The organism is Ruegeria sp. CJ6 (assembly GCF_056536665.1).
Genome location: NZ_JBQFQB010000001.1, coordinates 1 through 23,557, shown reverse-complemented (window position 1 = coordinate 23,557; position 23,557 = coordinate 1). Strand labels below are relative to the sequence as shown.

The 23,557-nt window shown below is 56.0% G+C and carries 28 protein-coding genes; 15 read left to right on the top strand and 13 right to left on the bottom strand.

Annotated elements, in window-relative coordinates; genetic code table 11:
• Window positions 1-45: 45 nt before the first annotated feature.
• Genes ACR0BT_RS00140 through ACR0BT_RS00130 form a run of 3 tightly spaced genes read right to left on the bottom strand, consistent with a single transcriptional unit; the run spans window position 46 to window position 2,437 of the window.
• Window positions 46-660 (bottom strand): hypothetical protein, encoded by a 615-nt coding sequence (locus ACR0BT_RS00140; protein WP_480762679.1) that lies wholly within the window; start codon window positions 658-660, stop codon window positions 46-48.
• Window positions 661-680: 20 nt separating this feature from the next.
• A complete protein-coding gene (locus ACR0BT_RS00135) occupies window positions 681-1,688 on the bottom strand; it encodes an alpha/beta hydrolase (RefSeq protein ID WP_480762251.1) in 1,008 nt (335 codons plus the stop codon).
• Window positions 1,688-2,437 (bottom strand): alpha/beta fold hydrolase, encoded by a 750-nt coding sequence (locus tag ACR0BT_RS00130; RefSeq protein ID WP_170510723.1) that lies wholly within the window; start codon window positions 2,435-2,437, stop codon window positions 1,688-1,690. The genes ACR0BT_RS00135 and ACR0BT_RS00130 overlap by 1 nt, the downstream gene beginning before the upstream one ends.
• Window positions 2,438-2,653: 216 nt before the next feature.
• On the opposite strand from ACR0BT_RS00130, the gene thrS reads away from it, so the two are divergent.
• The 5 genes from thrS (at window position 2,654) to ACR0BT_RS00105 (ending at window position 7,338) form a co-directional block, all read left to right on the top strand.
• On the top strand, window positions 2,654-4,612 hold the full coding sequence (gene thrS, locus ACR0BT_RS00125) for a threonine--tRNA ligase (RefSeq protein WP_170393633.1): 1,959 nt from the start codon (window positions 2,654-2,656) through the stop codon (window positions 4,610-4,612).
• A gap of 221 nt (window positions 4,613-4,833) precedes the next feature.
• On the top strand, window positions 4,834-5,136 hold the full coding sequence (locus ACR0BT_RS00120) for a BufA1 family periplasmic bufferin-type metallophore (RefSeq protein ID WP_010439128.1): 303 nt from the start codon (window positions 4,834-4,836) through the stop codon (window positions 5,134-5,136).
• 71 nt (window positions 5,137-5,207) lie between these two features.
• Window positions 5,208-6,065 carry an MNIO family bufferin maturase gene (gene bufB / locus ACR0BT_RS00115; RefSeq protein WP_480762250.1) on the top strand — a complete coding sequence of 286 codons (858 nt, stop codon included), beginning with the start codon at window positions 5,208-5,210 and terminating at the stop codon, window positions 6,063-6,065.
• Window positions 6,062-6,823 carry an HvfC/BufC family peptide modification chaperone gene (locus ACR0BT_RS00110; protein WP_170511135.1) on the top strand — a complete coding sequence of 254 codons (762 nt, stop codon included), beginning with the start codon at window positions 6,062-6,064 and terminating at the stop codon, window positions 6,821-6,823. The genes bufB and ACR0BT_RS00110 overlap by 4 nt, the downstream gene beginning before the upstream one ends.
• The gene (locus ACR0BT_RS00105; RefSeq protein ID WP_170662133.1) at window positions 6,820-7,338 is read left to right on the top strand and encodes a DoxX family membrane protein; all 519 of its coding nucleotides are present in this window, start codon (window positions 6,820-6,822) and stop codon (window positions 7,336-7,338) included. The genes ACR0BT_RS00110 and ACR0BT_RS00105 overlap by 4 nt, the downstream gene beginning before the upstream one ends.
• 1 nt (window position 7,339) lies before the next feature.
• Here ACR0BT_RS00105 and ACR0BT_RS00100 read toward each other — a convergent pair whose 3' ends face one another.
• Together ACR0BT_RS00100 and ACR0BT_RS00095 are read right to left on the bottom strand one after the other, a co-directional pair.
• Window positions 7,340-7,708, bottom strand: a complete 369-nt coding sequence (locus ACR0BT_RS00100; RefSeq protein ID WP_170393641.1) for a hypothetical protein — start codon at window positions 7,706-7,708, stop codon at window positions 7,340-7,342.
• A 42-nt stretch (window positions 7,709-7,750) separates the two neighbouring features.
• Entirely contained in the window at window positions 7,751-8,068 is a 318-nt protein-coding gene (locus tag ACR0BT_RS00095) for an arsenate reductase family protein (RefSeq protein WP_170422413.1), read from the bottom strand.
• A 214-nt stretch (window positions 8,069-8,282) separates the two neighbouring features.
• Here ACR0BT_RS00095 and ACR0BT_RS00090 point away from each other — a divergent pair, with 214 nt between their 5' ends.
• A complete protein-coding gene (locus ACR0BT_RS00090) occupies window positions 8,283-8,489 on the top strand; it encodes a cold-shock protein (protein WP_008758035.1) in 207 nt (68 codons plus the stop codon).
• Between the two features lie 115 nt (window positions 8,490-8,604).
• Here ACR0BT_RS00090 and thyX read toward each other — a convergent pair whose 3' ends face one another.
• Complete coding sequence (gene thyX, locus ACR0BT_RS00085) at window positions 8,605-9,516, bottom strand: FAD-dependent thymidylate synthase (protein ID WP_170393643.1); 912 nt, start codon at window positions 9,514-9,516, stop codon at window positions 8,605-8,607.
• 177 nt (window positions 9,517-9,693) lie between these two features.
• Between thyX and ACR0BT_RS00080 the strand changes: the two genes are divergently transcribed.
• From ACR0BT_RS00080 to ACR0BT_RS00070, 3 genes are read left to right on the top strand one after another with little or no spacing between them, the layout of a single operon-like run.
• Complete coding sequence (locus ACR0BT_RS00080; RefSeq protein WP_170393645.1) at window positions 9,694-10,122, top strand: VOC family protein; 429 nt, start codon at window positions 9,694-9,696, stop codon at window positions 10,120-10,122.
• On the top strand, window positions 10,119-10,823 hold the full coding sequence (locus ACR0BT_RS00075; protein WP_170596072.1) for a DUF1194 domain-containing protein: 705 nt from the start codon (window positions 10,119-10,121) through the stop codon (window positions 10,821-10,823). Before ACR0BT_RS00080 ends, ACR0BT_RS00075 begins: the two co-directional genes overlap by 4 nt.
• On the top strand, window positions 10,820-11,590 hold the full coding sequence (locus ACR0BT_RS00070; RefSeq protein ID WP_170731829.1) for a DUF1194 domain-containing protein: 771 nt from the start codon (window positions 10,820-10,822) through the stop codon (window positions 11,588-11,590). The genes ACR0BT_RS00075 and ACR0BT_RS00070 overlap by 4 nt, the downstream gene beginning before the upstream one ends.
• On the opposite strand, the gene ACR0BT_RS00065 is transcribed toward ACR0BT_RS00070, so the two are convergent.
• From ACR0BT_RS00065 to ACR0BT_RS00055, 3 genes are all read right to left on the bottom strand, one after another.
• On the bottom strand, window positions 11,537-12,034 hold the full coding sequence (locus ACR0BT_RS00065; protein ID WP_170393651.1) for a MarR family winged helix-turn-helix transcriptional regulator: 498 nt from the start codon (window positions 12,032-12,034) through the stop codon (window positions 11,537-11,539). The genes ACR0BT_RS00070 and ACR0BT_RS00065 overlap by 54 nt on opposite strands.
• Window positions 12,035-12,111: 77 nt before the next feature.
• Window positions 12,112-12,369 (bottom strand): succinate dehydrogenase assembly factor 2, encoded by a 258-nt coding sequence (locus ACR0BT_RS00060; protein ID WP_170393653.1) that lies wholly within the window; start codon window positions 12,367-12,369, stop codon window positions 12,112-12,114.
• Window positions 12,366-12,758, bottom strand: a complete 393-nt coding sequence (locus ACR0BT_RS00055; RefSeq protein WP_170393655.1) for a helix-turn-helix domain-containing protein — start codon at window positions 12,756-12,758, stop codon at window positions 12,366-12,368. Before ACR0BT_RS00055 ends, ACR0BT_RS00060 begins: the two co-directional genes overlap by 4 nt.
• Window positions 12,759-12,850: 92 nt before the next feature.
• Between ACR0BT_RS00055 and ACR0BT_RS00050 the strand changes: the two genes are divergently transcribed.
• Together ACR0BT_RS00050 and ACR0BT_RS00045 are read left to right on the top strand one after the other, a co-directional pair.
• Window positions 12,851-14,053, top strand: a complete 1,203-nt coding sequence (locus ACR0BT_RS00050; protein WP_170420989.1) for a pyridoxal phosphate-dependent aminotransferase — start codon at window positions 12,851-12,853, stop codon at window positions 14,051-14,053.
• 14 nt (window positions 14,054-14,067) lie between these two features.
• On the top strand, window positions 14,068-14,469 hold the full coding sequence (locus ACR0BT_RS00045; protein ID WP_170404825.1) for a hypothetical protein: 402 nt from the start codon (window positions 14,068-14,070) through the stop codon (window positions 14,467-14,469).
• A 4-nt stretch (window positions 14,470-14,473) separates the two neighbouring features.
• Here ACR0BT_RS00045 and ACR0BT_RS00040 read toward each other — a convergent pair whose 3' ends face one another.
• The 3 genes from ACR0BT_RS00040 to ACR0BT_RS00030 all read right to left on the bottom strand — a co-directional run bounded on the left by ACR0BT_RS00040 (window position 14,474) and on the right by ACR0BT_RS00030 (window position 17,673).
• The gene (locus ACR0BT_RS00040) at window positions 14,474-15,838 is read right to left on the bottom strand and encodes an MATE family efflux transporter (RefSeq protein ID WP_480762248.1); all 1,365 of its coding nucleotides are present in this window, start codon (window positions 15,836-15,838) and stop codon (window positions 14,474-14,476) included.
• A gap of 129 nt (window positions 15,839-15,967) precedes the next feature.
• Window positions 15,968-16,897 carry a polyphosphate kinase 2 gene (ppk2, locus tag ACR0BT_RS00035; protein ID WP_170404818.1) on the bottom strand — a complete coding sequence of 310 codons (930 nt, stop codon included), beginning with the start codon at window positions 16,895-16,897 and terminating at the stop codon, window positions 15,968-15,970.
• Window positions 16,898-17,064: 167 nt separating this feature from the next.
• A complete protein-coding gene (locus ACR0BT_RS00030) occupies window positions 17,065-17,673 on the bottom strand; it encodes a carboxymuconolactone decarboxylase family protein (RefSeq protein WP_480762247.1) in 609 nt (202 codons plus the stop codon).
• A 199-nt stretch (window positions 17,674-17,872) separates the two neighbouring features.
• Between ACR0BT_RS00030 and ACR0BT_RS00025 the strand changes: the two genes are divergently transcribed.
• From ACR0BT_RS00025 to ACR0BT_RS00010, 4 genes are all read left to right on the top strand, one after another.
• Window positions 17,873-18,955 (top strand): hypothetical protein, encoded by a 1,083-nt coding sequence (locus ACR0BT_RS00025; protein ID WP_480762245.1) that lies wholly within the window; start codon window positions 17,873-17,875, stop codon window positions 18,953-18,955.
• A gap of 209 nt (window positions 18,956-19,164) precedes the next feature.
• On the top strand, window positions 19,165-21,123 hold the full coding sequence (gene parE / locus ACR0BT_RS00020; RefSeq protein ID WP_480762243.1) for a DNA topoisomerase IV subunit B: 1,959 nt from the start codon (window positions 19,165-19,167) through the stop codon (window positions 21,121-21,123).
• A 21-nt stretch (window positions 21,124-21,144) separates the two neighbouring features.
• A complete protein-coding gene (locus tag ACR0BT_RS00015) occupies window positions 21,145-21,882 on the top strand; it encodes a hypothetical protein (RefSeq protein WP_480762241.1) in 738 nt (245 codons plus the stop codon).
• A 384-nt stretch (window positions 21,883-22,266) separates the two neighbouring features.
• A complete protein-coding gene (locus tag ACR0BT_RS00010) occupies window positions 22,267-22,548 on the top strand; it encodes a hypothetical protein (RefSeq protein ID WP_170420982.1) in 282 nt (93 codons plus the stop codon).
• A 59-nt stretch (window positions 22,549-22,607) separates the two neighbouring features.
• Here the strand turns inward: ACR0BT_RS00010 and ACR0BT_RS00005 are convergent, their stop codons facing one another.
• Entirely contained in the window at window positions 22,608-23,378 is a 771-nt protein-coding gene (locus ACR0BT_RS00005) for an alpha/beta hydrolase (protein ID WP_480762240.1), read from the bottom strand.
• Between the last annotated feature and the right edge of the window lie 179 nt (window positions 23,379-23,557).

Below are 23,557 nucleotides of genomic sequence, written 5' to 3'. Positions count from 1 at the left end.
TTTGTTACAGGATGAGAGGTTTGCCAACGGCGGGCAAGCAAAACTTCACGGATAGCTGATCGCCCGAAACGGTGGCAAATCCGCATAGCGTTCCTGCCTTTGGCCCAGCGGTTCATCTGGCTCCGCCCCGGCCCGCAACAAGCAGCCGCGCGGGGCGATGTAGCTGTCGATCCGCCGTACAGGCTTGGGCCGCCAAACCAGATTGAACGCGCATAATTTGGGAAAGAACCAAATCTCGGAATAATCCAGATGGTCGTGCATCCACCACGCCAAATCGCGCCAATCGCGCCCCTGCGCATAACGGTCTGCAAACCACGGAATTACCACCGACGCCCCTGCTACACGTGCGTCACCTTCGCCCCAATCCCAAATGTGGCACTCCAACGGGTTGTCATTGCGGGCACAGTTCAACCTGTTCTCGTTCCCGAACCGGTTCAGAGATCGCGAGCGATAGCCCGAGCGCACCGCGATACGACCAAAGGTTTCTTCCAGCGGATCCAGCAGGGTCTCGCAAAACGCGCGCCCGGTCTCGATCGCAAGATCAGGGTTGTCGGGAATATTTTGCAATGCGTGAAAGTTCCCGATCTCGGAATATAGAAAATCACGCATGAAAAAATGCCGGGATAGTCGCACGCGACCCAACATCTCAAGGCTCCACATACTGCCCGGTCTACGCATATTCAGCCCCCGCTTTGCCTCTGAATCCCCTGCTCTGACAGCCACTCCAATATGCCCGCGACCGCCGCGTCGGTCTGACCCGGTGACATCAGACGCCCCGCGACCACGTGTGAGGCCGGATCATCCCCGGGCCCCATTGTCACCAATGAAACCATCGCCTGACCACCCCAGGTCTTGGCCACCTCATGCATTTTTTCCGGACGCACCACCTGATCATCATCAGAAAACCAGAACAGCGCCGGAACCCGCGCGCCCGAGAAGTCCAGCGCATTGACCGCATCTACAAGGGCAAACATCGGCACGACCGCCTCCCACGGATAAACAGTTGTCCAAAAGGTGTTCTTCTCGGGATCAGTGCTTGAGACATCCCGGTCCTGTCCCATCAAAGGCGGCAGCCAATGCCGGGCCCACGGCAAGGATGGCACCCAGGAACCAGCCGAGTTTACGCCAAAGTTCGGCGACACCAAAACCAACGCAGCCACATCAGTGCTCAGTTCCGTATCCATCGCAGCCGCGGCGGCCAATGTCGCCCCCGTTGATGTTGCGATCACAATGACTTGCTCACCAACAGCCCTGGCGGCAGCCAACGCCTCGGCTGTATCCTGCATCCAGCCCGACGCCGTACCTTCGGCCATTGCGTCCCCATCGCGGCCATGCCCCTGAAGCCTTGTGTAGACAAGGTTGGCACCCAACGCGTCCGCAACGCGATCAGGTACTGGCCTGATCTCCTCGGACGTGGCGGAAAACCCATGAATGTAGAGCACCGCATAAGCTGTCCGCTGTTCGACAAAACCATCTTGCCAGACCACGCGCTTTTCAACACCTGGCACGATGTCATCATAGGCGGATTCGATGCTTTCAAAGTAAACCTGAACGCCCTCGCCAAATTTGCGCGGATCGAAACGCGGATGCAGGTCCACTGGCTCGCGCGGGCCAAAGGCGTAGATCAACACACCAACCAGCGTCAAACCCACCAGCACCCGCCCCAAAACCCAGCCCAGGCGACGCATCAGGTGCCTTCCAGGACTTCTCGCAGAGCCTGCTCAATCAACCCGAGGCATCGCTCATCCGAGAACCTGTGATCCGCATCTTTGACCAGCAGCAGTTGCATGTCCGGACCAGTGGCATGATCCAGCAGGCGCACTGCCGTATCGGTCGAGACGGCCGTATCTGCTGTCCCCTGCAGGAGACGCACAGGGAAAGGCAGATCAAGCGAAGCGCGCAAAACCAACCGCTGCCGCCCATCCTCAATCATCCGCTTGGTGATGACGTAGGGCTCCATGTAGTCCGATGGTAGTTCCACATGTCCAACCGTCTCTAGTTCAGATTTCTGCTCGTTCGAAAACGACGCCCAATACCCATCCTCGGTAAAATCTGGGGCCGCCGCAATTGTCACCATACCTGCGATCCGTTCGGGCATGACACGCGCCAGCAACAGCGCTTGCCACCCGCCCATCGACGATCCCACAACAACCAGCGGACCATCAGTTAACCGAGAAACTGCAGCCAGCGTATCCTCGTGCCAGTCCCCGATACACCCGTCAGTAAAGGCGCCCGAGCTTTCACCGTGCCCCGAATAGTCAAACCGAAGGAACCCCTGCCCGCGCGCGCGCGCCCACGCTTCCAGATGCACCGCCTTGGTGCCCTCCATATCTGATTTCAAGCCACCTAGAAAAACGATGGTCGGCCCGCGCCCATCACTCTTGTGATACGCCAGACGTCGTCCCTGCGCGGTTTCCAGAAATTCTGCCTCTGCCATGCTACCCTCATTGCTTGTCAGCCCATCATGCATGTCACGCACCTCTCTGCAATTGCCCGATCCTTCTTCATCTGGCTAAAAATACCTCGGGGAGTGCGAGGGGCTGGCCCCTCGCTCCTGCCCTTGACACCTGTGTCCCCACCTGCCACATGAGCCGAGCATACATAACCCGCAACCGGGCGTTCAGTGGGCGCCAAACCGACGAGGAGAGCCGATATGGCCCTGGACTCACAGTCAGTCTCCCTTACCTTTCCCGATGGCAATTCCCGATCCTATGAAGCAGGCGTTACGCCCGCACAGGTCGCCGCCGACATCTCGACCTCGCTGGCGAAGAAAGCCATTTCTGCCACGGTGAACGGACAGCATTGGGACCTGCAATGGCCAATCGAAGCCGACGCGCAAATCGCTATTCACACCATGAAGGACGAGGCGCAAGCCAATGAGCTGATCCGACACGATCTGGCGCATGTCATGGCCCGCGCCGTGCAAGAGATTTGGCCCGCAACCAAGGTCACCATCGGCCCCGTCATCGAAAACGGCTGGTACTATGACTTTGACCGTGAGGAACCGTTTACGCCCGAAGATCTCGGCCTCATCGAGAAAAAAATGAAAGAGATCATCAACAAGCGTGACCCGGTGACCACCGAGGTCTGGGATCGCGATCGCGCAATCGAGTTCTACAAGGCCAATAATGAGCCCTATAAAGTTGAACTGATCGAATCCATCCCGGGTGACGAACCGCTGCGCATGTATTGGCACGGTCACTGGCAGGATCTCTGCCGTGGCCCGCACTTGCAGCACACCGGTCAACTGCCAGGCGACGCGTTCAAGCTGATGTCAATCGCCGGGGCTTATTGGCGCGGCGACAGCGACCGCGCAATGCTACAGCGCATCTACGGCGTGGCCTTCACCGGCAAGGAAAAGCTTAAGGCTCATCTGCACATGTTGGAAGAAGCCGCCAAGCGCGACCACCGCAAGCTGGGTCGCGAGATGGATTTGTTCCACATGCAGGAAGAGGCCCCAGGGCAGATTTTCTGGCACCCTAATGGCTGGACCATCTACACTCTTCTGCAAGATTACATGCGTCGGCAACAGCGCAAAGGTGGCTATGTTGAGGTCAACACCCCTCAAGTCGTCGACCGCAAGCTGTGGGTAGCCTCGGGTCATTGGGACAAATACCAAGAGAACATGTTCATCGTCGAAGTGGACGAGGAACATGCACGGGAAAAGGCGGTCAACGCCCTGAAACCGATGAACTGCCCCTGCCACGTGCAGATTTTCAATCAGGGTCTCAAATCCTACCGCGACCTTCCTCTGCGCATGGCCGAGTTCGGATCGTGTAACCGGTACGAACCTTCCGGCGCGCTGCACGGCATCATGCGCGTACGCGGCTTTACCCAGGATGATGGCCATATCTTCTGCACCGAAGACCAGATCGAATCCGAAACCGCTGAGTTCATTCGGTTCCTGTCCGGTATCTACAAAGACCTCGGGTTTGAGAACTTCTCGGTCAAATTCTCGGACCGGCCGGAAAAACGCTCAGGATCGGACGAAGTTTGGGACAAGGCTGAAGCCGCCCTGCTCAGCGCAACCCGCGCGGCTGGGATCGAGCCGGAACTCAATCCGGGTGAAGGGGCATTCTACGGCCCGAAACTCGAGTTTGTTCTGACCGATGCGATCGGGCGGGATTGGCAATGCGGCACGCATCAGGTGGACTTTGTTCTGCCCGAGCGACTGGACGCCACGTATATCGGCGCTGATGGTGGCAAACACCGCCCAGTTATGTTGCACCGCGCGACCTTGGGCTCGTTTGAACGTTTCATCGGCATTCTGATCGAAGAACACGCGGGCAAGCTGCCGTTCTGGCTGGCCCCGCGCCAGGTCGTTGTGGCCTCGATCACCTCCGAGGCCGATGAGTATGTGGCCGAAGTGGTCAGCACCCTTCGCGCAGCAGGCATCCGCGCCGAGGCGGATATTCGCAACGAGAAGATCAACTATAAAGTCCGCGAACATTCGGTTGGCAAAGTGCCGATCATTCTGGCCGTTGGCCACCGTGAAGTCGAAGATCGCACGGTCAGTGTCCGTCGCCTTGGCGAAAAACAGACGCGGGTCCAATCGCTTGAGGCTGTAACAAATGAGTTGAGCGTGGCTGCAACGCCCCCCGATCTGCTGTAACATTCGGCAGCAAACCGCTAGAAATCCGGCCCGGTATTTTGGGCCGGATTGAAACAAATATCATTTTTCAATTCAAAAACAATTTGTTAACGTTCAAGGGTGCATGACGACCTTTGACGGGGTTGTGAGACACGGGCTCGTGAATTCAACTGCTGCCCCTGAACCATTACCTTGTCGTTGTCACAAGCAGACATACGCAGTCATTAACAAGGATTACCAAGATGTCGAACACTGCAAAAACACTGGTTATCGCAAGCGCAGTTGCTGCAGCCGTTTCCGGCGCGGCCACAACCGCAACAGCCCAGGCCAAAGAAAAGTGCTATGGCGTTTCTCTGGCTGGTCAGAACGACTGTGCAGCCGGCCCCGGCACAACTTGCGCGGGCACTTCGACCGTCGACTATCAGGGCAACGCATGGACCCTGGTTGACGCAGGCACCTGCGCCGACATCGAGCTGCCTAAAACAGCAGACGGTGCAGATCGCAAAGGCTCGCTTGAGCCGCTGGAGCGTGACCTGCCTGCATAAGGCTTTTCCGAATGAACCAGAAAGGGCGGGCAGGATCGCCCGCCCTTTCCACGTGATCAGGGGATTTGCAAATGTTGGACAATGCGCTCAGATCGAACCGGCTGCCTGCAGCACCGGGCGTTGGTTACAAACCACAGCATTTCTCGCAGATTCTTGAACAGGCCAAGCCTGTGGCGTGGCTAGAGATTCATGCCGAAAACTATATGGGCGATGGTGGCAGACCTCTGGCACAACTGCGTCACCTGTCCGAACAATTCCCCATTTCAGTGCATGGTGTCGGGCTGTCGATCGGCGGCGAAACGCCACTTGACCCAGATCACCTGGACCGCCTGAAGCATCTTGTCGGCTGGTTGAACCCGGCCAGCTTTTCGGAGCATTTGGCATGGTCAACCCATGACAGCCACTTCCTGAACGATCTACTTCCTCTGCCCTATACTGATGCGACTCTGGACCGTGTTTGCGACCATATTGATGAGGTGCAAGAGATTGTCGGGCGGCAAATGCTGTTAGAGAACCCCTCAAGCTATCTGGCTTTCGAGGAAAGCACATGGTCCGAACCTGATTTCTTGCGCGAAATCACCCGGCGCACCGGCTGCGGGCTGTTGCTGGACGTGAACAACGTCTTTGTTTCAGCCACCAATCTGGATTTCTCACCGCAGGGCTATATTGATGCCTACCCGCTGGACCAAGTCGGTGAGATTCACCTGGGCGGGCATGATGAGGACGAGGACGATCATGGGCATCCCTTGCTGATCGACAGCCACGGGCGCGAAGTGGTGGACCCGGTCTGGGCGCTGCTGGACTACGTACTAGACAAATCCGGCCCCAAACCCCTGTTGATTGAATGGGACACCGATGTACCGGACTGGCCGGTGTTACGGGCCGAAGCCGAGCGCGCGCAAAAAGCGCTGGATCGCGTGCCCGCATGAGCGTGTCGCAAACGACATTCCATATGGCACTGCTAGATGCCAACAAGCCCATTCCCGATGGGTTGCTGGACGCCGAGGCGCAGCCCGCCGGTCGTCGCTTCAGCGTCTATCGCAACAACGTCGCCGTCTCGCTGACCGAGGCGATGCATCAGGCCTTCCCGGTGATCACAAAACTGCTGGGACCCCAGAATATGGACGGGCTGGCTGGAATATTCTTGCGCCAGCACCCGCCCTCCTCACCCCTGATGATGTTTTATGGCGAGGAATTCCCTAAATTTCTGGAAGGAATGGAGCAGTTGTCGCATCTGGGCTACCTGCCGGATGTTGCCCGTCTGGAACTGGCGCTGCGTAGGGCTTACCACGCCGCTGATCGACAACCCATAGATGCCGAAGCGCTCAGCTTGCCACCGGAAGATTTGATGCAAGCCAAACTGACCCTCGCGCCGTCGGTGCAGGTGTTGCGTTCAAGCTGGCCCGTACATGCGATCTGGCTATATAACACCGAAGAAGGCGCGCCGAAACCTGAGGCGGGCGCTCAGGATACTTTGATCATGCGTCCCGAATACGACCCTGCCCCACACCCATTGCCACCCGGTGGTGCGGCATGGATCGCGCTGATTCAAGATGGCAAATCCATCGGTGAGGCATTTGAATCCACCATGGCCGAAACACCCGAATTTGATCTTGGAACCACTCTGGCACTGCTTTTGCAGGGCGGTGCAATAACTTCTGTGACTATCGAAAGGCTGGACACATGACTGCCCTGATCTCAACTTACAATAATGCGATGGAAAAAGCGGATCACGCGTCCGGTTGGCTGACACCAACCCTGGCTCGGGTGGTCTTTATCGCCGTGTTGTTCGTCTACTACTGGAACTCGGCCACGCTGAAAATCGACGGCTCGATCTTTTCGCCATCGGCCGGAGCCTTCGGCCAGATCTTTCCCAAAGCTGCAGAGGCGGTGCTGTATGATGTGACTCAGATGACCTTTTTCCAGCGGGTCGTCATCTTCTTTGGCACAGTGGCCGAATTTGTCCTGCCTGTGCTTTTGCTGGTCGGCCTGCTGACGCGCCTTGCCGCGCTTGGCATGATCGGATTTGTCTGGGTTCAAACACTGACCGATGTCACCGGACATGGCGTCAAACTCGGTAGCTTATTCGACAACGCAATTACGTTGATGGATCAGCGCGTGATGTGGACATTCCTGCTGCTGGTGATTGTGATCAACGGCGCGGGTCCGCTGTCTCTGGATCGGTTATTCCGCCTGAAGTGACCTAGAAATGTGCCTTGGGCTCGTCCGGTTTTCCTGCGGCGAGCCCGAGCAACCCTGCTACGCCTGCAAAGGCAATCGGGAACATGGTGAAAACACCGAAGCCAAAGGCGTAGTACATCCCAGCGGCAGAAATCAGCAGCAAAATGCCTGCAATCAGAGCCCGCGAATGGGCCATCGCCCCGCCAACGATTGCCAACAAAGGCGCCACGATCGAAGCCGTCTGGATCAACTCGGGGTTCTCTACCTGCTCGGCAATGCCTTCGATCTCACCAAACTGGTCGATCAGTTCCACAAAGCCGTAGCCAAAAAAACCGACGATCATCCCGATCAGCCCGGCAATGACGCCTAAAATCATGGCAGCGTTTCGCATTCACAGGTCTCCGCTTGTTGCCCGTGTCACATAAGCAGTTCTTCAGGCAACACCAAGGGCCTGACGGGTTTCAGGCGTCCAGCCCAGATACATCTGACCATTGGATACTATCAGTGGGCGTTTCATCAGGGTCGGATGATCAGCCAACAGCGCGAGCACCGGTCGATTGCGTGTGTCATCATCCAATCCCCGCCAGGTTGTTGATCGCGTATTGAGCAAGGCTTTGCCGAAAGTCTCGTACGCCTCGGACAGCACATTTTCGGGAACCCCTTGTGCGCGGACATCAACGAAAACCGCATCTGGAAGCAGTTTCAATGCCTTACGGCACGTATCGCAAGTTTTTAACCCATATAGCTGCATTATCTAACTAATCCTGTAATCGCTGCAAATTTAGACAAACCCATCAGGCTGCCCCAGTTATTCTTGATTTTTTACTTCACCGTGTAATGTTGAAAAAGGCGAAACACGCGACCCGGGCTGTATCGTGAGGGCGAACAGTGACGTGTGGCGGTTTTGCCAGCCAAGGCCCCCACCAATTTGTGGGACAACTTGTAAGTAGAAGGAGACACGGGAAATGCCAACCGGCACCGTGAAATGGTTTAATACAACCAAAGGCTATGGTTTTATTGCGCCCGACGAAGGGGGCAAAGATGTGTTTGTTCATATCTCGGCCGTAGAACGATCCGGTCTGACCGGACTCGCTGACAATCAGAAAGTCTCGTACGAGTTGCAGGACGGACGTGACGGCCGCCAAATGGCTGCTGATTTGAAGCCGCTGTAAGGCACAGCCCGCCCCGGCGGGAAAGATAAAAGAAGGTTGACGGCCAATTTCAGGCCGTTAACCGCAAACCCTAGTGAACGCGCCCACCTTGGGACGTGCTCAGTTTTCTGTTGAATCAACCTTCTCGGATAACAGCCTCAAACTCACGCCATTCCCGTGCGGTCATGCCTGAGTTTTCCTGAGTGACATCTTCACCGCTGAGCATCCGACGCAAGCAGGTCACCATCTGCGCCGAGAGGTTGACTGCGCCAAGGCGGTAGTCCTCAAACGCGCGGTAGGCAAACGGTACCCAGTCGGCGACAATCTTGCACATGGTATCTGCGTAAACGCGGATTTCGTACTGCGCGTGCGGGTCGGCACGCAGACGCAAGAAGTGGAACAAGTTGTGCAAGTCCACCTTCCAATACCATTGCGTATAAATGTTGGCTGGAAGGTTCATCCGCGCCAGTTCACGCGCAAGCCCTTGCTGGCCGTCCTGACCGATCATCGCCTCGTAGTTGTCATAGCAGCGCGCACTGTCCGCTTTCAGTATCTCCAACACGCGCGCGGCCTCTTCGCCTTGCAATGTGTCTCCACGGCCCTGATTGTTAACCTCGGATTGCGCGGCGACATGTTCGGGTGCCGGGATATAGAACTCTCGATCCAGGATCGAATACCGCGCCGAATATTCGTTCACATTCGCCGTGCGGTGGCGGATCCACTGGCGGGCTACGAATACGGGCAGTTTGACGTGCAACTTGATCTCGCACATTTCAAACGGGGTCGAATGCCAGTGGCGCATCAGATAGCGGATCAGACCTTCATCATTTTGCACCGACTTGGTGCCTTTGCCGTAGGAAACACGCGCGGCCTGACAGATCGCAGCATCGTCGCCCATATAGTCGATAACGCGGACAAATCCGTGATCCAGAACCTGATGCGCCGTGTACAGATGATCTTCCATACCTTCGGCAACGACGCGGCGGGTCGGGCTCGACTGTGCGCGCTGAGCTTCGATCTCGGCCAGTTGGTCGGCAGACAGAGGCATGAAATTATCCTTTCCAGCAATGAGTCGCCGACCACTATATATCGGCAAGCTTGCCATCGGAACCGCGATATGTGCGGCGCATTGCGCTAAATCGGAATTGTGTCCGGCCAGCCCCTCGACACGGGATGAAGGCGCGCTAAGGTGCTTGGCATCACAACCAATGCAAGGAAAGTCGCGATGGGGCTGACATATCTCCACACCATGGTCCGCGTGAAGGATCTTGAGAAATCCATAGCGTTTTATGAACTATTGGGCCTGAAGGAAACGCGTCGTTATGAAAGCGAGGCTGCGCGGTTCACACTGGTATTCCTCGCCCCACCGGGACAAGAGGACGCGCCCATTGAACTTACATACAACTGGGATGGCGACGACGCACTGCCAAGCGACAGCCGCCATTTCGGGCACCTCGCCTATGGCGTCGACAACATTTACGAGACCTGCCAGCATCTTCAGGACAATGGCGTCGTGATCAACCGCCCGCCACGCGACGGGCGTATGGCGTTCGTTCGCTCGCCCGACAATGTCTCGATCGAGTTGCTGCAAAATGGTGAAGCGTTAGCCCCGGCAGAGCCTTGGTCTAGCATGGAAAGCACCGGCCACTGGTGATCCGCTGGCTGGGAGCATTGGGGCTGGCTGTCGCGGGCAGCCCCCTTTGGGCCGAGACCTGCCGCCTGGCGCTGGCGCTGGCCATGGACATCTCGACCTCGGTGGACGCGACTGAGGATGCGCTGCAACGACAGGGGCTGGCCAACGCATTGATTGCGCCCGAGGTGCAGGAGGCTTTCTTCCTTTCACCTCAACCGGTTGCATTAGCCGTCTATGAATGGTCCGGCAGTTTCAACCAGACATTGCTTTTGGATTGGACGATAATCGATACTCGGGCCAATTTGATCTCCGCCGCGCATCGGATCGGCACATCGAAGCGATCGGAAGACGAGTTTCCAACTGCAATGGGTCACGCGCTGGCGTATGGGGCAACCCTGCTGGCGAGCGCCCCGAATTGTCTGTTCCAAACCATTGATATCTCGGGCGATGGCAAGAATAACGATGGCTACGGGCCACAGATCGCCTACAAGCACTTTCCATTCGAAAACACGACCGTGAATGGTCTGGTGATCAATGCAGCTGATTTCGAAGGAGAAATCGACTTGATCCCGTTCTTTCAGAAAAATGTACTTCACGGACCCGGTGCTTTTCTTGAGATCGCCGCCGGGTTCGAAGATTTTGAGCGTGCCATGCGTCGCAAACTGGAACGGGAATTGAAAGGATTGGAACTTAGTGCGTTGCAACCGGATAATGCGAAATGATCCGCCTGTGTGCGACACTTCTTTGCCTGCTGGCCAACCCGCTTTCAGCGCAATGTCGACAGGCTTTGGCGTTGGGAATGGATGTCTCTGGTTCGGTCGACAGTCGTGAGTACAGGTTGCAACTTAGTGGCCTTGCGGCGGCGTTGCGCCATCCCGAGGTGGTTCAACTGATCCTTTCAAACCCGTCTACCTTTATTCGGATCGCTATCTACGAATGGAGCGAACCTGGCCACCAACGCCTCTTGCTTGGTTGGACAGATGTTCGCTCGACTGCTGATCTGCGTCGAATTCAGCAACATTTAGAAAGCACAACACGCTCATCAGCGCCGCAGGGAACGGCGGTCGGGTCGGCCATGTTGTACGGTGCTGAGATGTTGGAGAGCCAAAGCGATTGCTGGCGGCGAACACTGGATCTGTCCGGTGATGGTAAACACAATCTCGGACATCACCCGCGGGACATAAAAGCCACTCTGCAAAACACTGATATTACAATCAATGCCCTTGTAATCGGTATCGACGACCCCAATCCAGGAGACACCCGCCAGGTAGAGATTGGGGAGCTATCTGCTTATTACCACGCGTGGGTCATCCGAGGCCCCGATGCTTTCGTCGAAGTCGCCCTTGGCTTCGAAGCCTATGAAGATGCGATGACACGTAAACTGATCCGTGAGCTTGAGGGTCTGTCGCTCTCCCAAACCCAGCCATCAAAGCTATTAGTAGATATACCGAATCTGATCGGTCCAATATCGTTCGACCCGACGCAGTGAACCGGTGATCTCTTCAATCCCATCGGTCCCGATCACGCCGCGGTTTTGCAGCCCTTCGGCATGGCGGGCGAACAGGTCTGACACGATATCGCGAATCTCACGCCCGCGCGGCGTCAGGCGTACCCGTACCGAGCGGCGGTCAATCTCGCATCGTTGATGGTGCATATAGCCCATCTCGACCAGTTTCTTAAGATTGTAGCTGACATTGCTGCCTTGATAGTAACCTCGGCTCTTCAACTCTCCGGCGGTTACTTCATGGTCGCCTATGTTGAACAACAGCAGAGCCTGCACCGCGTTGATCTCAAGTACGCCGACACGCTCGAATTCATCCTTGATGACGTCCAGAAGCAAGCGATGCAGACGCTCGACCAGCGCCAACGCCTCAAGATAGCTCGTCATGAACCCCTTGGTCCCGGGCGCGGTGACCTGTAACTCCATACTCATTCAATCCTCCGATTCATCGCGCTGTTTCTGAAAACATGACGCGAATTCCCGAAAAATCGGTTAAGCCTGATGATTGCTTATTTTTGAAAGGTTTGCGCGATATCCGCGATCAATTCGGCCAGCGGTTCCGGCGGGCTGGCCTGACCAGTGACCCATTGATAAAGGTCCTGATCATTTTCATGCAGCAAGGCATCGTATGTGTCCAATCCCGCCTCGTCCATCGAAGACAGATTGCGATCGGCATATGCCGTCAGGATCAAATCCATCTCTTTGATGCCCCGCCGCATCGAACGCATTTTCATGCGCTTGATCCGGGTCTCGCGCGGCTCGGTCATTGATTGCGTTCCAATTTCAGACGCAGCGCTTTTTCGACGCGAGCCAGACGCTCGGAGTTGGCTCGCATCTCACCTCGGATCGTGCGGAGCTCTGCAACAAGATCGCGCAATTCCGAGTCCGTATCGCCATGCAGGCTTGTTTCGTCCATGCCGTCGCCCTCGCCCGTCAGAAGCCACATGATCGAGACATTCAGTAGCCCCGCCATCATCGACAGCTTGTTCGCGCGGGGTTCGGACAAATCATCTTCCCACGAAGTGATCGTGGCTTTTTTGACACCAAGCCTGCGGGCCAATTGGGTCTGCGTCATGCCTGCGGCTTCGCGTGCGCCAGCAACGCGATCCCCGAAGGTTGCGGTGTCCGGTCCGAACCAGTCTGTTTCGTCGTTCATCGGGGTCTCCAAAGGGTAAAACTCAATTGGCTTGATCGTTATTTCGGCGCACCCTATGACAGTCGGGCTGAACATACAAACCGAGGCCGACCATGAGTTTCCTGTCTGCGACACTGTCACGCGTAAAACCCTCGCCCACCATCGCGATGACGTCCAAAGCAGCCGAGCTGAAGGCCGCCGGGCGCGATGTGATCGGGCTGAGCGCAGGCGAGCCCGATTTCGACACGCCGCAGAACATCAAGGACGCCGCCGTGGCCGCCATCGCTGCGGGCAAGACCAAATACACTGCTCCGGACGGCATCCCCGAGCTGAAACAGGCGGTTTGCGCCAAGATGAAGCGTGACCACGGATTGGACTATACGCCCGCTCAGGTCTCGGTCGGGACCGGGGGTAAGCAGACGCTTTACAACGCGCTGATGGCTACGCTGAACGAGGGCGATGAGGTCCTCATCCCCGCGCCCTATTGGGTCAGCTACCCGGACATGGTGTTGCTGGCCGGTGGCACACCAGTGATCGTCGAAACTTCGCTGCAGACCAATTTCAAACTGACAGCGGATCAACTGGAAGCCGCAATCACACCTAAAACGAAATGGTTCATCTTCAACTCACCCTCGAATCCCACCGGAGCGGGCTATAGCCGGGCTGAACTGAAAGAACTGACAGATGTCCTGATGCGGCATCCGCATGTTTGGGTGATGACCGATGATATGTATGAGCACCTGGCCTATGACGGGTTCGAGTTCTGCACGCCCGCACAGGTGGAACCGAGACTTTATGATCGGACGCTGACCTGCAATGGCGTCTCCAAAGCCTATGCCATGACCGGTTGGCGTATTGGCTATGCGGCAGGCCCGGTCGAGTTGATCGCCGCGATGCGCAAGGTGCAATCTCAATCAACTTCGAATCCCAGTTCGGTCAGCCAATGGGCAGCAGTCGAGGCTCTGAATGGAACTCAAGCATTCCTTGCGCCGAATAATGAGATCTTCAAACGCCGTCGCGATCTGGTCGTCGACATGCTCAGCCAAATCGACGGTATCTCGTGCCCGACACCCGAAGGCGCTTTCTACGTCTATCCATCAATTGCAGGCTTGATCGGGAAAACCACACCCGCGGGCACTGTGATAGATTCGGACGAAACCTTCGCAATCGCCCTGCTGGAAGAGGCCGACGTGGCGGTTGTGTTTGGCGCAGCTTTTGGTCTGTCCCCCAATTTCCGCGTCAGCTATGCGACCTCTGATGAAGCCCTGACTGAAGCCTGCACACGCATCCAACGTTTTTGCGCCGCGCTCACCTGATACCGGAGTTTGTTATGTCAACAGCCCTGCCTGAATACTATTTCCGCGTGCGCGAAAATGGGGCAGCGGTGTTCAGGATCGACACGGAAAATCGCCATCGCCGGATCGAGATGGAACAGATCGCGGTCATCAACATCCGCAATGGCGAGGTCAAACCGCAGGGCCAGCGTGTACTAAGCGACGCCGACAACGATGAAATCGCGCGCTGGATGGAAGAGCGCAAAGCCCTGCTATCCCGCCGCGATATGGATGATATTCACCGTGCGGTTGACTACCTGAATCTGACCACGCAATGGGCTCAGTCTAAAGCAACGGATGCGCAATTAGAGGACGTGACCGACCCATTGCTGATGGCAATGCACGACTTGCGGTCGGTACTTGTTCGAAAGAAATCCGACCGGATGAGCAAAGAATGATCCCCTAGGCGGGAACTTCTCCTACATCGCGCACCGACTTTAGCCAGAAGCGCGCCATCAACAATACGGCAGCACAAGCGAGGCCAATCACGAGGCCAAGCCAGACTCCGATCCCCTCCATACCTTGAACAAAGCCGAAATAGTACGAAGCGGGGATACCGATCACCCAATAGCTGAGTGCGGCCATCACCATAGGTATTTTTGCATCCTGCAAACCTCGCAGCAGGCCTAGTGCGATGACCTGCGCCCCATCGACCAGCTGGAACAACGCAGCCATCGCCAGCAGGCCAGTGCCGATTAGCAGGATCTGTGGCCGCTGCGGATCATCGGCCTCCATAAACAGCGAGATCAGGGGCTCAGCGCATGTCAGGAATAGAACAATCGTCAAGACCGACACGATCAACGACATCCCGGTCACCGTAATCGCGCCTTTCTCAAGATGCGCCCGATCCCGTCGACCCAACGCGTTGCCCGCCCGAATAGTCGCCACATTAGACAGGCCCAAATGAACCATGAACGTCGCCGAGGCGAGGTTTAACGCAATCCCGTGAGCTGCCAGCGGCACTGGACCCAACCAGCCCATCATGACAGCAGAGATCGCGAACAACGACACCTCCGCCAGTGTCGTCAGACCGATGGGAACGCCCAAACGCAGCACGCTCATGAACATCTCCCAATCCGGGCGCCAAAACCGCTGAAACAAGCTGTGTTCCGGCAACGCACGCACCGCATAGATCACGACCGCCACCAATGATACGATCTGCGTCACCACTGACGCGATAGCCGCACCAATCACCCCAAGTTCGGGCGCGCCCCAGTTTCCGAAGATCAGCGCATAGTTGGTCACGCCATTGACCACAGCTGCAACAATCGTGATCCACAGCACAATCTGCGTCCGCTCAAGCGCGGCCAAATAGGACTTCAGGACCATCACCAACAGCGCCGGGAACAAGCCCCACCCCGCGACCCGCAGGTATACTGACGCAGTTTCAGCGACTTGCGGCTCTTGCTTCAAAGCAATCAGGATCGGATGGGACCACCACAAAAGGGGCATCATCACCGTCGCATAGATCAGTGATAGCCACAGACCCATACGAGTGGAGCGGCGAATGCTGGTCTCATTCTCCTCGGCGGCAGCGGTCGCCACCATTGGCATTACGGCCCACCCAAACCCGGCACCAAACAGGAACAGGACGAAGTAATAGCTGTTGGCCAGCGTCACGGCAGCCAAAGCCTCGACCCCGTACCAGCCTAGCATGACGGTATCGGTCAAACCAATCGCATACTGTGCCAGATGCCCGCCAATCAATGGCAGGCCCAGCACCGCGATTGCGCGCAAATGGCCGGGATATGTCATCACCTTGTTCATTCCGCCAGCCTTAGGCTTGCGCGCTGCCCGAGACAAGAGCGGAACAAACTTATTTCATAATGAGACTAACGAGAACAAAGCGACGCAATCCATCACCTTTGGTGCAACGGCTTTACAGTTTATCGATTTTCAGCCGATCTTCGCGTCAGGATGCAGCGCTGTCCCCAGAATATGGTCCGAGTTATGAATTACGTGATGCGCCTGCCCAACTATCAACGGATCAGGCTCACCAACGATCCTGAGGTCTTTGTCCGGGTAGTCCAGCGTCGACAGGAAATGCCGCATGCAGTTCAGACGCGCGCGTTTCTTGTCGTTGGATTTGACAATCGTCCAGGGCGCATCAGCGGTGTCGGTGTAGAAGAACATCGCCTCTTTCGCCTCGGTATAATCATCCCATTTGCTCAGGCTAGCCTTGTCAATCGGTGACAGTTTCCATTGCTTCAACGGATCAGTTTCACGACTCCCAAAGCGCCGCTGCTGTTCTTCCTGCGTGACCGAGAACCAGTACTTGTAAAGCTGAATGCCCGAGCGCACCAGCATCCGCTCCAACTCGGGCGTCTGCCGCATGAATTCCAGATACTCATTGGGTGAGCAGAAGCCCATCACCCGCTCGACGCCCGCACGGTTGTACCAGGACCGATCATAAAACACCATCTCGCCCACGGTGGGCAGCTGCTGCACATAACGCTGGTAATACCACTGCCCCTTCTCCTCATCCGTCGGCTTGTTCAATGCGACCACACGCGCCTGACGCGGGTTCAGATGCTCCATGAACCGCTTGATGGTCCCACCCTTGCCGGCGGCGTCGCGGCCCTCGAACAACAGCACAAACCGCTGCCCGGTCTCCTGCGCCCACAGTTGAACCTTCAGCAACTCTGCCTGCAGCTCGGCCTTTTGCGCCTCGTAATCCTTGCGTGCCATCTTGCGGCCATAGGGGTACTTGCCGCTCTCAAAAGCTTGCCGGATTTTCTCGGATGTTGGTGCCGAGGCATCCGCCTTCAGGTCAGTTACAGCTTTGATCTGAGATGATTTTTGTTTGATCTGGGGTGCCGCATCCATACATGTTCTCCTCGGTTTCACTGTCGAGGAGATGCTTAGCCGATTGTCACACGGCGCGCTTTGATTGGTGTCAAATTGACATAGGTTTTATCGGGGCGTCAAAGAACAGGCCTATGCCCGTTCTTTACATGACCCCAAAATACATAGGGAAGCGGCCAGCCCCGCACTTACCGATGTCCCCAATCATCAGGATTGTCCGAGTTGTTCGGCGACAAGCCCAAAACGTCTCCGTCAGTCGAACACCCCAAACCCAAAACGGTTCTGTTCGCATAGGAGAAATACGAACACACCTGATTGATCTCCAGAATCTCGCCATCTTCCCACCCCGCCTCTCGCAGAGCGATCACGTCCGCCTCGGTCAGATCACCGGGTGCCTCGGTCAGCTTGCGCGCATATCTCATCGCTTCGACCTGTGCCGCGTCCAGCGGGGCCGAGGCCGGATCACGCGCCTCAATCGCCGCACGGATCGCATTGCCGCGCACCTCATCCTGCAGCAACCGCTGCAATCCGGAAAAGTGATGTTCTACGCAATACCCACACTTGTTCAGAGAGCTGACCCACACGCCCAGCACCTCAAGAAACCACTTCGGTATCTTGTTGCCCGAGTGATGCAGTACGGCCTTATACATCGCCATATGGCCTTCCATCGAATGCGGCCGCAGGCTGTGCGCCATCATGATATTGTCCACATTGTTGTCCGGTCCGGTGACCCGGTCATAGAGTTTGCGCAGCTTGCCGGTTGCCTCGGCATAGGGGATGGTTTTGATCCAGCTCATTTGGGGTCCTGTTGTCTCGATTGCATCATGACCGCAGACTAAGAGCGCTTTGAGCAGGTGGCGAGACAAAACCGACGAGTATTCATTAAGAGCCCTTACCAGACATTTCTATTTATACATAACGCTGCAAGAGCAATTTGTGAGATTGTAGCGTAGAGCGGCCTTTGTAGAGCGCGCTATTGAGGCTCGAGGAGAGATCATGGCTGTTTTGGATGATGTGAAAGAACTGGTGACCTTGATTTCACCACAATGCATTTGTGATGACTGTATCACTGAGAAGCTGGGTCTCACGGTTCGGCAACATGCAAACCAAAAAACCAGACGATTGGCCGAACGCACAGGTTTTGTTAGACTTAAAAGGTGTTGCGCTTTTTGTGGATCGGTAAAGTTATCGATCGGCGCCACTAAGAGGCCGAAACAGGGAAAAATATCTGCCCAGAGCCGACTATCTAAAAAAAGAACTGGTCAATTTGACGCTAAGAAATGGATGGACGAAGGCGACGGCCTCTCGGCATCGTCTCAAAAGATACGAAATGTATGGAAAGATCATCGAAGGGCGCTTTCCAAATCTGTCAGGCAGAGAACCAGTGACCAACGCCCGACAAGCAAAGATTGGTCGCTTCTGACGGGTCTTCCACGGACATCAATGCTGCTGCTCGGCTATGCGGTCGAGATGTTCCTCAAAGCTGGGATCGCAAAGGCGTATCGGGGATGCTCTATCCAGATGTTTGATCGTGATTTGAAAACCCGCTTTGGCCACAAACTTTATGATATCGCAAATGAACTGGCATTTCCTTGTGAACCAAACGACCGGAAGCGCTTTAAAAGACTTACGGATATGGTACTTGTGGATGCTCGATACCCCATTTTCATCCCCGAAGGCGATTCATATGTTGAGGCAGTGAATCAGCAGACTTCGAGAATTTGGTCTGAAAGTGAATATTCTGACTTATGTGCGTTGGCGCAAAGGGTGCGCGCACATGTGGACAAAATAGATTCTGATTCAAGAAGTCCTGCGTCATTTGACAGCTACAACATCGATGATGATGGGTATTTAGCGTTTAGGATAGGTGGCAACCTGCCGCCAAGAATTACATATCGCCTAAGTGTAAGAATGCGTGATGCAGATCACAATACTGCATTGGATGTGAAGTCCCTTCTGGATGAGCGCATTCATTGTCTTATTCTGCAGCATTGGGATCAGGCTTGGATTTATGAAGATGGCTTAAACGGCAGCGGTCGACCGAAAACATCGAGACGACAACAACCATCTACAACTTAGATTGCATGATTTTAGTATGACGCAGCGCTAAACCAAGAAGTTGAAAAAGCCCAGTTCCTGCGCACTGCTGCCATCAGCGATGCTAAGTGCCGCAACGGCAGCGAACGGCAGTTCAGTGCCCCAAACCATCCACAACACCTCGCGTCCCTCTTCCCCCGGACCACATCACCTGCCATAATGGGAGAAACTCAAAAACAAGAGCAGCACCCATGCCCGACGATCTGTTGACGCCAGAAGCGACCTCCACCTATGACGCCTCGTCCATCGAGGTGCTCGAAGGGCTGGAACCGGTGCGCAAACGCCCCGGCATGTATATCGGCGGCACCGATGAGCGCGCGCTGCATCATATGGTGGCCGAAATCCTCGACAACTCGATGGACGAGGCCGTCGCGGGCCATGCCAACCGGATCGAGGTGGAACTGCATGCCGATTACGCCCTGACCGTTCGTGACAACGGGCGCGGCATTCCGATCGACCCCCACCCGAAATTCCCGGACAAGTCCGCATTGGAGGTGATCCTGTGTACTCTGCACGCAGGCGGCAAGTTCTCGGGCAAGGCGTATCAGACTTCGGGCGGTCTGCACGGTGTGGGTGCATCGGTGGTGAATGCCCTGTCGGATTCGATGGTCGTGCAGGTGGCACGCGACAAACAGCTATTCGAACAACGCTTCTCGCGCGGTATCCCTCTAGGTCCGGTGGAAAAAGTAGGCGCAGCGCCCAACCGGCGCGGTACAACCGTCACGTTCCACGCCGACGCGGACATCTTCGGCCACCACAAGTTCAAACCCGCGCGCCTATTCAAATCCATCCGCTCCAAGGCCTATCTGTTCTCGGGCGTCGAAATCCGCTGGAAATCTGCCATCGACGACGGGGAAACCCCGACCGAGGCGAGTTTCCACTTTCCCGGCGGCTTGTCGGATTACCTGAAGGAGACGATGAACGGCTCGTCGACCTATGCCGAACAGCCCTTTGCTGGCACCGTGGATTTTCAGGAGAAGTTCGGCACCCCCGGCAAAGTCGAATGGGCGATCAACTGGACGCCTTCACGCGACGGGTTCATCCAGTCCTACTGTAACACTGTCCCCACCCCCGAAGGCGGCACACATGTCGCCGGTTTCTGGGCTGCGGTCCTCAAGGGGATCAAGGCCTATGGCGAGCTGATCAACAACAAAAAGGCCGGTCAGATCACCCGCGACGACCTAATCACCGGAGGCTGTGCGCTGGTGTCGTGCTTCATCAGTGAACCGGAGTTCGTCGGCCAGACAAAAGACCGCCTCGCCACAGTCGAGGCGCAGCGGCTGGTCGAAAACTCGGTCCGCGACCATTTCGATAACTGGTTGGCGGCTGATACGAAATCCGCCGGGGCGATCCTCGACTTCCTCATCCTGAGGGCCGAAGAACGCCTGCGCCGACGGGCCGAGAAGGAAACACAACGCAAGTCCGCCACTAAGAAACTTCGTCTCCCCGGCAAGTTGGTGGACTGTTCTAGTTCAACACGCGACGGCACGGAATTATTCATTGTCGAGGGCGACTCGGCGGGCGGGTCCGCCAAAATGGGCCGCGACCGCAAAACACAGGCCCTGCTGCCCCTGCGCGGCAAGATCCTGAACGTGCTGGGTGCGGCCAGTTCCAAACTGGGCACCAATGCCGAGATCAACGACCTGACCCAAGCGCTGGGTGTGGGCCTTGGCACCAAGTTCAACGTCGACGACCTGCGCTATGACAAGATCATCATCATGACCGACGCGGATGTGGACGGGGCGCATATCGCCTCGCTACTAATGACGTTCTTCTTCACCCAGATGCGTCCCATGATCGACGCGGGCCACCTCTATCTGGCCTGCCCGCCCCTCTACCGCCTGACCCAGGGCGCCAAGCGCGTCTATTGTTTGGACGAGGCCGAGCGCGACGAATGGCTCGAAAAAGGTCTGGGCGGCAAAGGCAAAATCGACGTCTCGCGCTTCAAAGGTCTCGGCGAAATGGACGCCAAGGACCTGAAAGAGACCACGATGGACCCGAAATCCCGGAAATTGATCCGGGTCACTATCGACGAGGACGAACCCGGCGAGACAGGCGACCTTGTCGAGCGCCTGATGGGCAAGAAACCCGAACTGCGGTTCCAGTACATTCAGGAGAACGCGCGGTTTGTGGAGGAGTTGGATGTTTGAAACTGGACTTCGTTTGAACTTATGGAACCTACGGAATTAACAAAAAGAATTTCTCTTCCAACTATTCAAGTGGCCGTCGCAGCACTTGCACTTGAGGTTTTTTCGCTTTTTTCCATTGGAAAATCACCAGCGTACTTAACGGTAACTGATCTTCTCAACCAAGCGTCTTTGAGCATCGGATACTTTGCGATCATCTTCTCACTAACAGCGTTTTTGTTCATGCTACTACTGATTGCGGTATCTATGTTGGCAAACAATGTAGCGTGGCGTGTTTTATCATGGCCCTTGCGTAAGGTACGATTTCTGCGTGTTGCGATTCAGTTTAGTCGCCGGGCTATGTACGTAAGTTCCGAGGCTGTAAGACACTATGCCGAAGAGACAAACAATGAAGATCTTCTAAGTAAGCTCAACAAAAAAGAACAGATTGTGAGCCGACCGACCTCGATGCTTCCTCTGCTAATAGTTGTGCTTCTGTCCATCATACTTTTTATCTCGTCGCCTGAAAAACCGAACTTTTTTATGAAGGTTTGCTCCCTTAATGAACCAACCGGCACATGTGGGGCTTACTATTTGTTGCTAGTCCTAGCTTACTTTCAAGCATTTATCTTTATGGCACTTTATGGATTCCTACTTCGCCAGTCTTTCTGGTTTCCTCGGAAAGAGCTGCCAGTTGCGACTATCAAAGTTAAAAAGGTGTATGAAAACCCCATCACGCAAAAACTGAATACAGCAATGAGCACTTGGATGCGTGGAAAATAGGGAGCTCAACAACTTGGGCAGAATAGTGTTACACTTCAAGCCAGGCATTCATTGAGCAAGTGTAGGATGGGTGCTTGCACCCATCACTTGGCAAATCTACCGTTCAATGATGGGTGTAAACACCCATCCTACAAGCACCGTGCCTTTTGATCGCGGGCTGGCTGGGCGCGTGCTTGGTTCAAAGCATCAAGCACAGGACGGGCAGCGCGGGACAACTCCCCACCCCGTAAGCCGGGCTTTAGCCCGGCACACCGCAACCCCCTTGCCTAACCCGTTGATCTCGTTCACACTTACCCTCAACCCGTCATTCAAGAACGATATTTGAGGTTGCGAGCGTCCAAGACCCAAATAAACAACCAACAATTTTCCGAACGGGAGGACGACATGAAAACACTAACCCTCGGGCTGGCCTTGACCCTGCTGGCCTCGGCAGCCCCCGCGCAGCAGATGCTCAGCACTGCATCGCCCATTCCGGACGGGGCCGAGACGCGGTTTTGCTACTATGACGGCATGGCCTATTCGCCAGACGCCTTCATCCTGCTGACCGGTGACAACACCGTAACCTCAACCATCAGCACGCGCGAGGAACGCTTGCTGCGGTGTCATCGCAATGACGATGGCTCTCTGGTCTGGAAACCGCAGAGCACGTTTCAAACCAACAACTGACGTAGGATGGGTTTCCAACCCATCAAAGCGGAGCGGGGACGATGGGGTAAAACCCCATCTTACCCAACATTCCGATCCAACCAGTCGGCAATCTGTTCGGCTGGGCCTTCCCAGCCCGGCTCCATGAACAGAAAATGCGCGTGGTTGTCGACGGGCAGGAAAGTCGCACGGTCTCCGTAAAGCTTCGCCAGAGCACGGCAGGTGTTGGGGTTCACGGCCCGGTCCTCGGTGCCTGAAACAATCAGCACCGGGCAATCGACCTTGTCGATCTCCACCTTCATCGCATGGTGATCGTCGAACATCCAAAAGAACATCTCGAACATCACCCGCCCGCTTTCGGGGCCGAGTTGGTCATACACCTCATGCTGCTGCGCCTCGGGCATCTTGTTGAGCGCAAAAGGGGCCATCAGGTCGAAATCAACGCGCATGGGCTGTTTCCAGAACGCCCCACCCTCCATCAACGCGCGCGGCACGGCACGTTCGTCGTCGGTTTCGGGCAATGTGCCCCAGGCCGCGTTTGGGTTGATCAGGACAATTGCGCTGGCCAGACCCCGAGACGCCACCTTCTGCGCCACTACCCCCGCAATGGCATGGCCCAGTAGAACAGGTTTGCTCTCCAACCCTTGCACGAAGTCTGCGATGTCATCGGCATAATCCATGACGCTCGTGTCGGTGAGGCCGGGATCGGGATCTGCCTTGGGGTCGCCACCATGGTAGCGTAGCGCGGGCGTATGCACCGTCCAGCCACGTGCACGAAAGAAGCCCGCATAATCCTCCATACACCACGGTCCGGCAAAAGCACCGTGGATCAGAACAATCTCTTTCGTCATGAAAATCTCCCTCACCTCCGACCAGTATGAGAGGTGAGGGATGGGTTCGGCAAGCCTGTTAGTGTGCTGCGTTGAAGAGCGTTGTCAGGTTTTCTTCGGTCAATTCGATCGGATTCCCTCCGCATGAGGGGTCGATGATTGCGCCCTGGACCAGTTCGGGGATGGCGGCTTTGGTGACG

Excerpts from the sequence above, each read along its gene's own strand:
- ACR0BT_RS00045 (WP_170404825.1), top strand. The coding sequence starts at position 14,068 with ATGTCAACAGCCCTGCCTGAATACTATTTCCGCGTGCGCGAAAATGGG.
- ACR0BT_RS00090 (WP_008758035.1), top strand. The coding sequence starts at position 8,283 with ATGCCAACCGGCACCGTGAAATGGTTTAATACAACCAAAGGCTATGGT.
- ACR0BT_RS00135 (WP_480762251.1), bottom strand. The coding sequence starts at position 1,688 with ATGCGTCGCCTGGGCTGGGTTTTGGGGCGGGTGCTGGTGGGTTTGACG.
- ACR0BT_RS00105 (WP_170662133.1), top strand. The coding sequence starts at position 6,820 with ATGACTGCCCTGATCTCAACTTACAATAATGCGATGGAAAAAGCGGAT.
- ACR0BT_RS00080 (WP_170393645.1), top strand. The coding sequence starts at position 9,694 with ATGGGGCTGACATATCTCCACACCATGGTCCGCGTGAAGGATCTTGAG.
- ACR0BT_RS00055 (WP_170393655.1), bottom strand. The coding sequence starts at position 12,758 with ATGAACGACGAAACAGACTGGTTCGGACCGGACACCGCAACCTTCGGG.
- ACR0BT_RS00120 (WP_010439128.1), top strand. The coding sequence starts at position 4,834 with ATGTCGAACACTGCAAAAACACTGGTTATCGCAAGCGCAGTTGCTGCA.
- bufB (WP_480762250.1), top strand. The coding sequence starts at position 5,208 with ATGTTGGACAATGCGCTCAGATCGAACCGGCTGCCTGCAGCACCGGGC.
- thrS (WP_170393633.1), top strand. The coding sequence starts at position 2,654 with ATGGCCCTGGACTCACAGTCAGTCTCCCTTACCTTTCCCGATGGCAAT.
- parE (WP_480762243.1), top strand. The coding sequence starts at position 19,165 with ATGCCCGACGATCTGTTGACGCCAGAAGCGACCTCCACCTATGACGCC.
- thyX (WP_170393643.1), bottom strand. The coding sequence starts at position 9,516 with ATGCCTCTGTCTGCCGACCAACTGGCCGAGATCGAAGCTCAGCGCGCA.
- ACR0BT_RS00110 (WP_170511135.1), top strand. The coding sequence starts at position 6,062 with ATGAGCGTGTCGCAAACGACATTCCATATGGCACTGCTAGATGCCAAC.
- ACR0BT_RS00095 (WP_170422413.1), bottom strand. The coding sequence starts at position 8,068 with ATGCAGCTATATGGGTTAAAAACTTGCGATACGTGCCGTAAGGCATTG.
- ACR0BT_RS00140 (WP_480762679.1), bottom strand. The coding sequence starts at position 660 with ATGTGGAGCCTTGAGATGTTGGGTCGCGTGCGACTATCCCGGCATTTT.
- ACR0BT_RS00130 (WP_170510723.1), bottom strand. The coding sequence starts at position 2,437 with ATGGCAGAGGCAGAATTTCTGGAAACCGCGCAGGGACGACGTCTGGCG.
- ppk2 (WP_170404818.1), bottom strand. The coding sequence starts at position 16,897 with ATGGATGCGGCACCCCAGATCAAACAAAAATCATCTCAGATCAAAGCT.
- ACR0BT_RS00065 (WP_170393651.1), bottom strand. The coding sequence starts at position 12,034 with ATGAGTATGGAGTTACAGGTCACCGCGCCCGGGACCAAGGGGTTCATG.
- ACR0BT_RS00070 (WP_170731829.1), top strand. The coding sequence starts at position 10,820 with ATGATCCGCCTGTGTGCGACACTTCTTTGCCTGCTGGCCAACCCGCTT.
- ACR0BT_RS00015 (WP_480762241.1), top strand. The coding sequence starts at position 21,145 with ATGGAACCTACGGAATTAACAAAAAGAATTTCTCTTCCAACTATTCAA.
- ACR0BT_RS00010 (WP_170420982.1), top strand. The coding sequence starts at position 22,267 with ATGAAAACACTAACCCTCGGGCTGGCCTTGACCCTGCTGGCCTCGGCA.
- ACR0BT_RS00025 (WP_480762245.1), top strand. The coding sequence starts at position 17,873 with ATGGCTGTTTTGGATGATGTGAAAGAACTGGTGACCTTGATTTCACCA.
- ACR0BT_RS00050 (WP_170420989.1), top strand. The coding sequence starts at position 12,851 with ATGAGTTTCCTGTCTGCGACACTGTCACGCGTAAAACCCTCGCCCACC.
- ACR0BT_RS00030 (WP_480762247.1), bottom strand. The coding sequence starts at position 17,673 with ATGAGCTGGATCAAAACCATCCCCTATGCCGAGGCAACCGGCAAGCTG.
- ACR0BT_RS00100 (WP_170393641.1), bottom strand. The coding sequence starts at position 7,708 with ATGCGAAACGCTGCCATGATTTTAGGCGTCATTGCCGGGCTGATCGGG.
- ACR0BT_RS00060 (WP_170393653.1), bottom strand. The coding sequence starts at position 12,369 with ATGACCGAGCCGCGCGAGACCCGGATCAAGCGCATGAAAATGCGTTCG.
- ACR0BT_RS00005 (WP_480762240.1), bottom strand. The coding sequence starts at position 23,378 with ATGACGAAAGAGATTGTTCTGATCCACGGTGCTTTTGCCGGACCGTGG.
- ACR0BT_RS00040 (WP_480762248.1), bottom strand. The coding sequence starts at position 15,838 with ATGAACAAGGTGATGACATATCCCGGCCATTTGCGCGCAATCGCGGTG.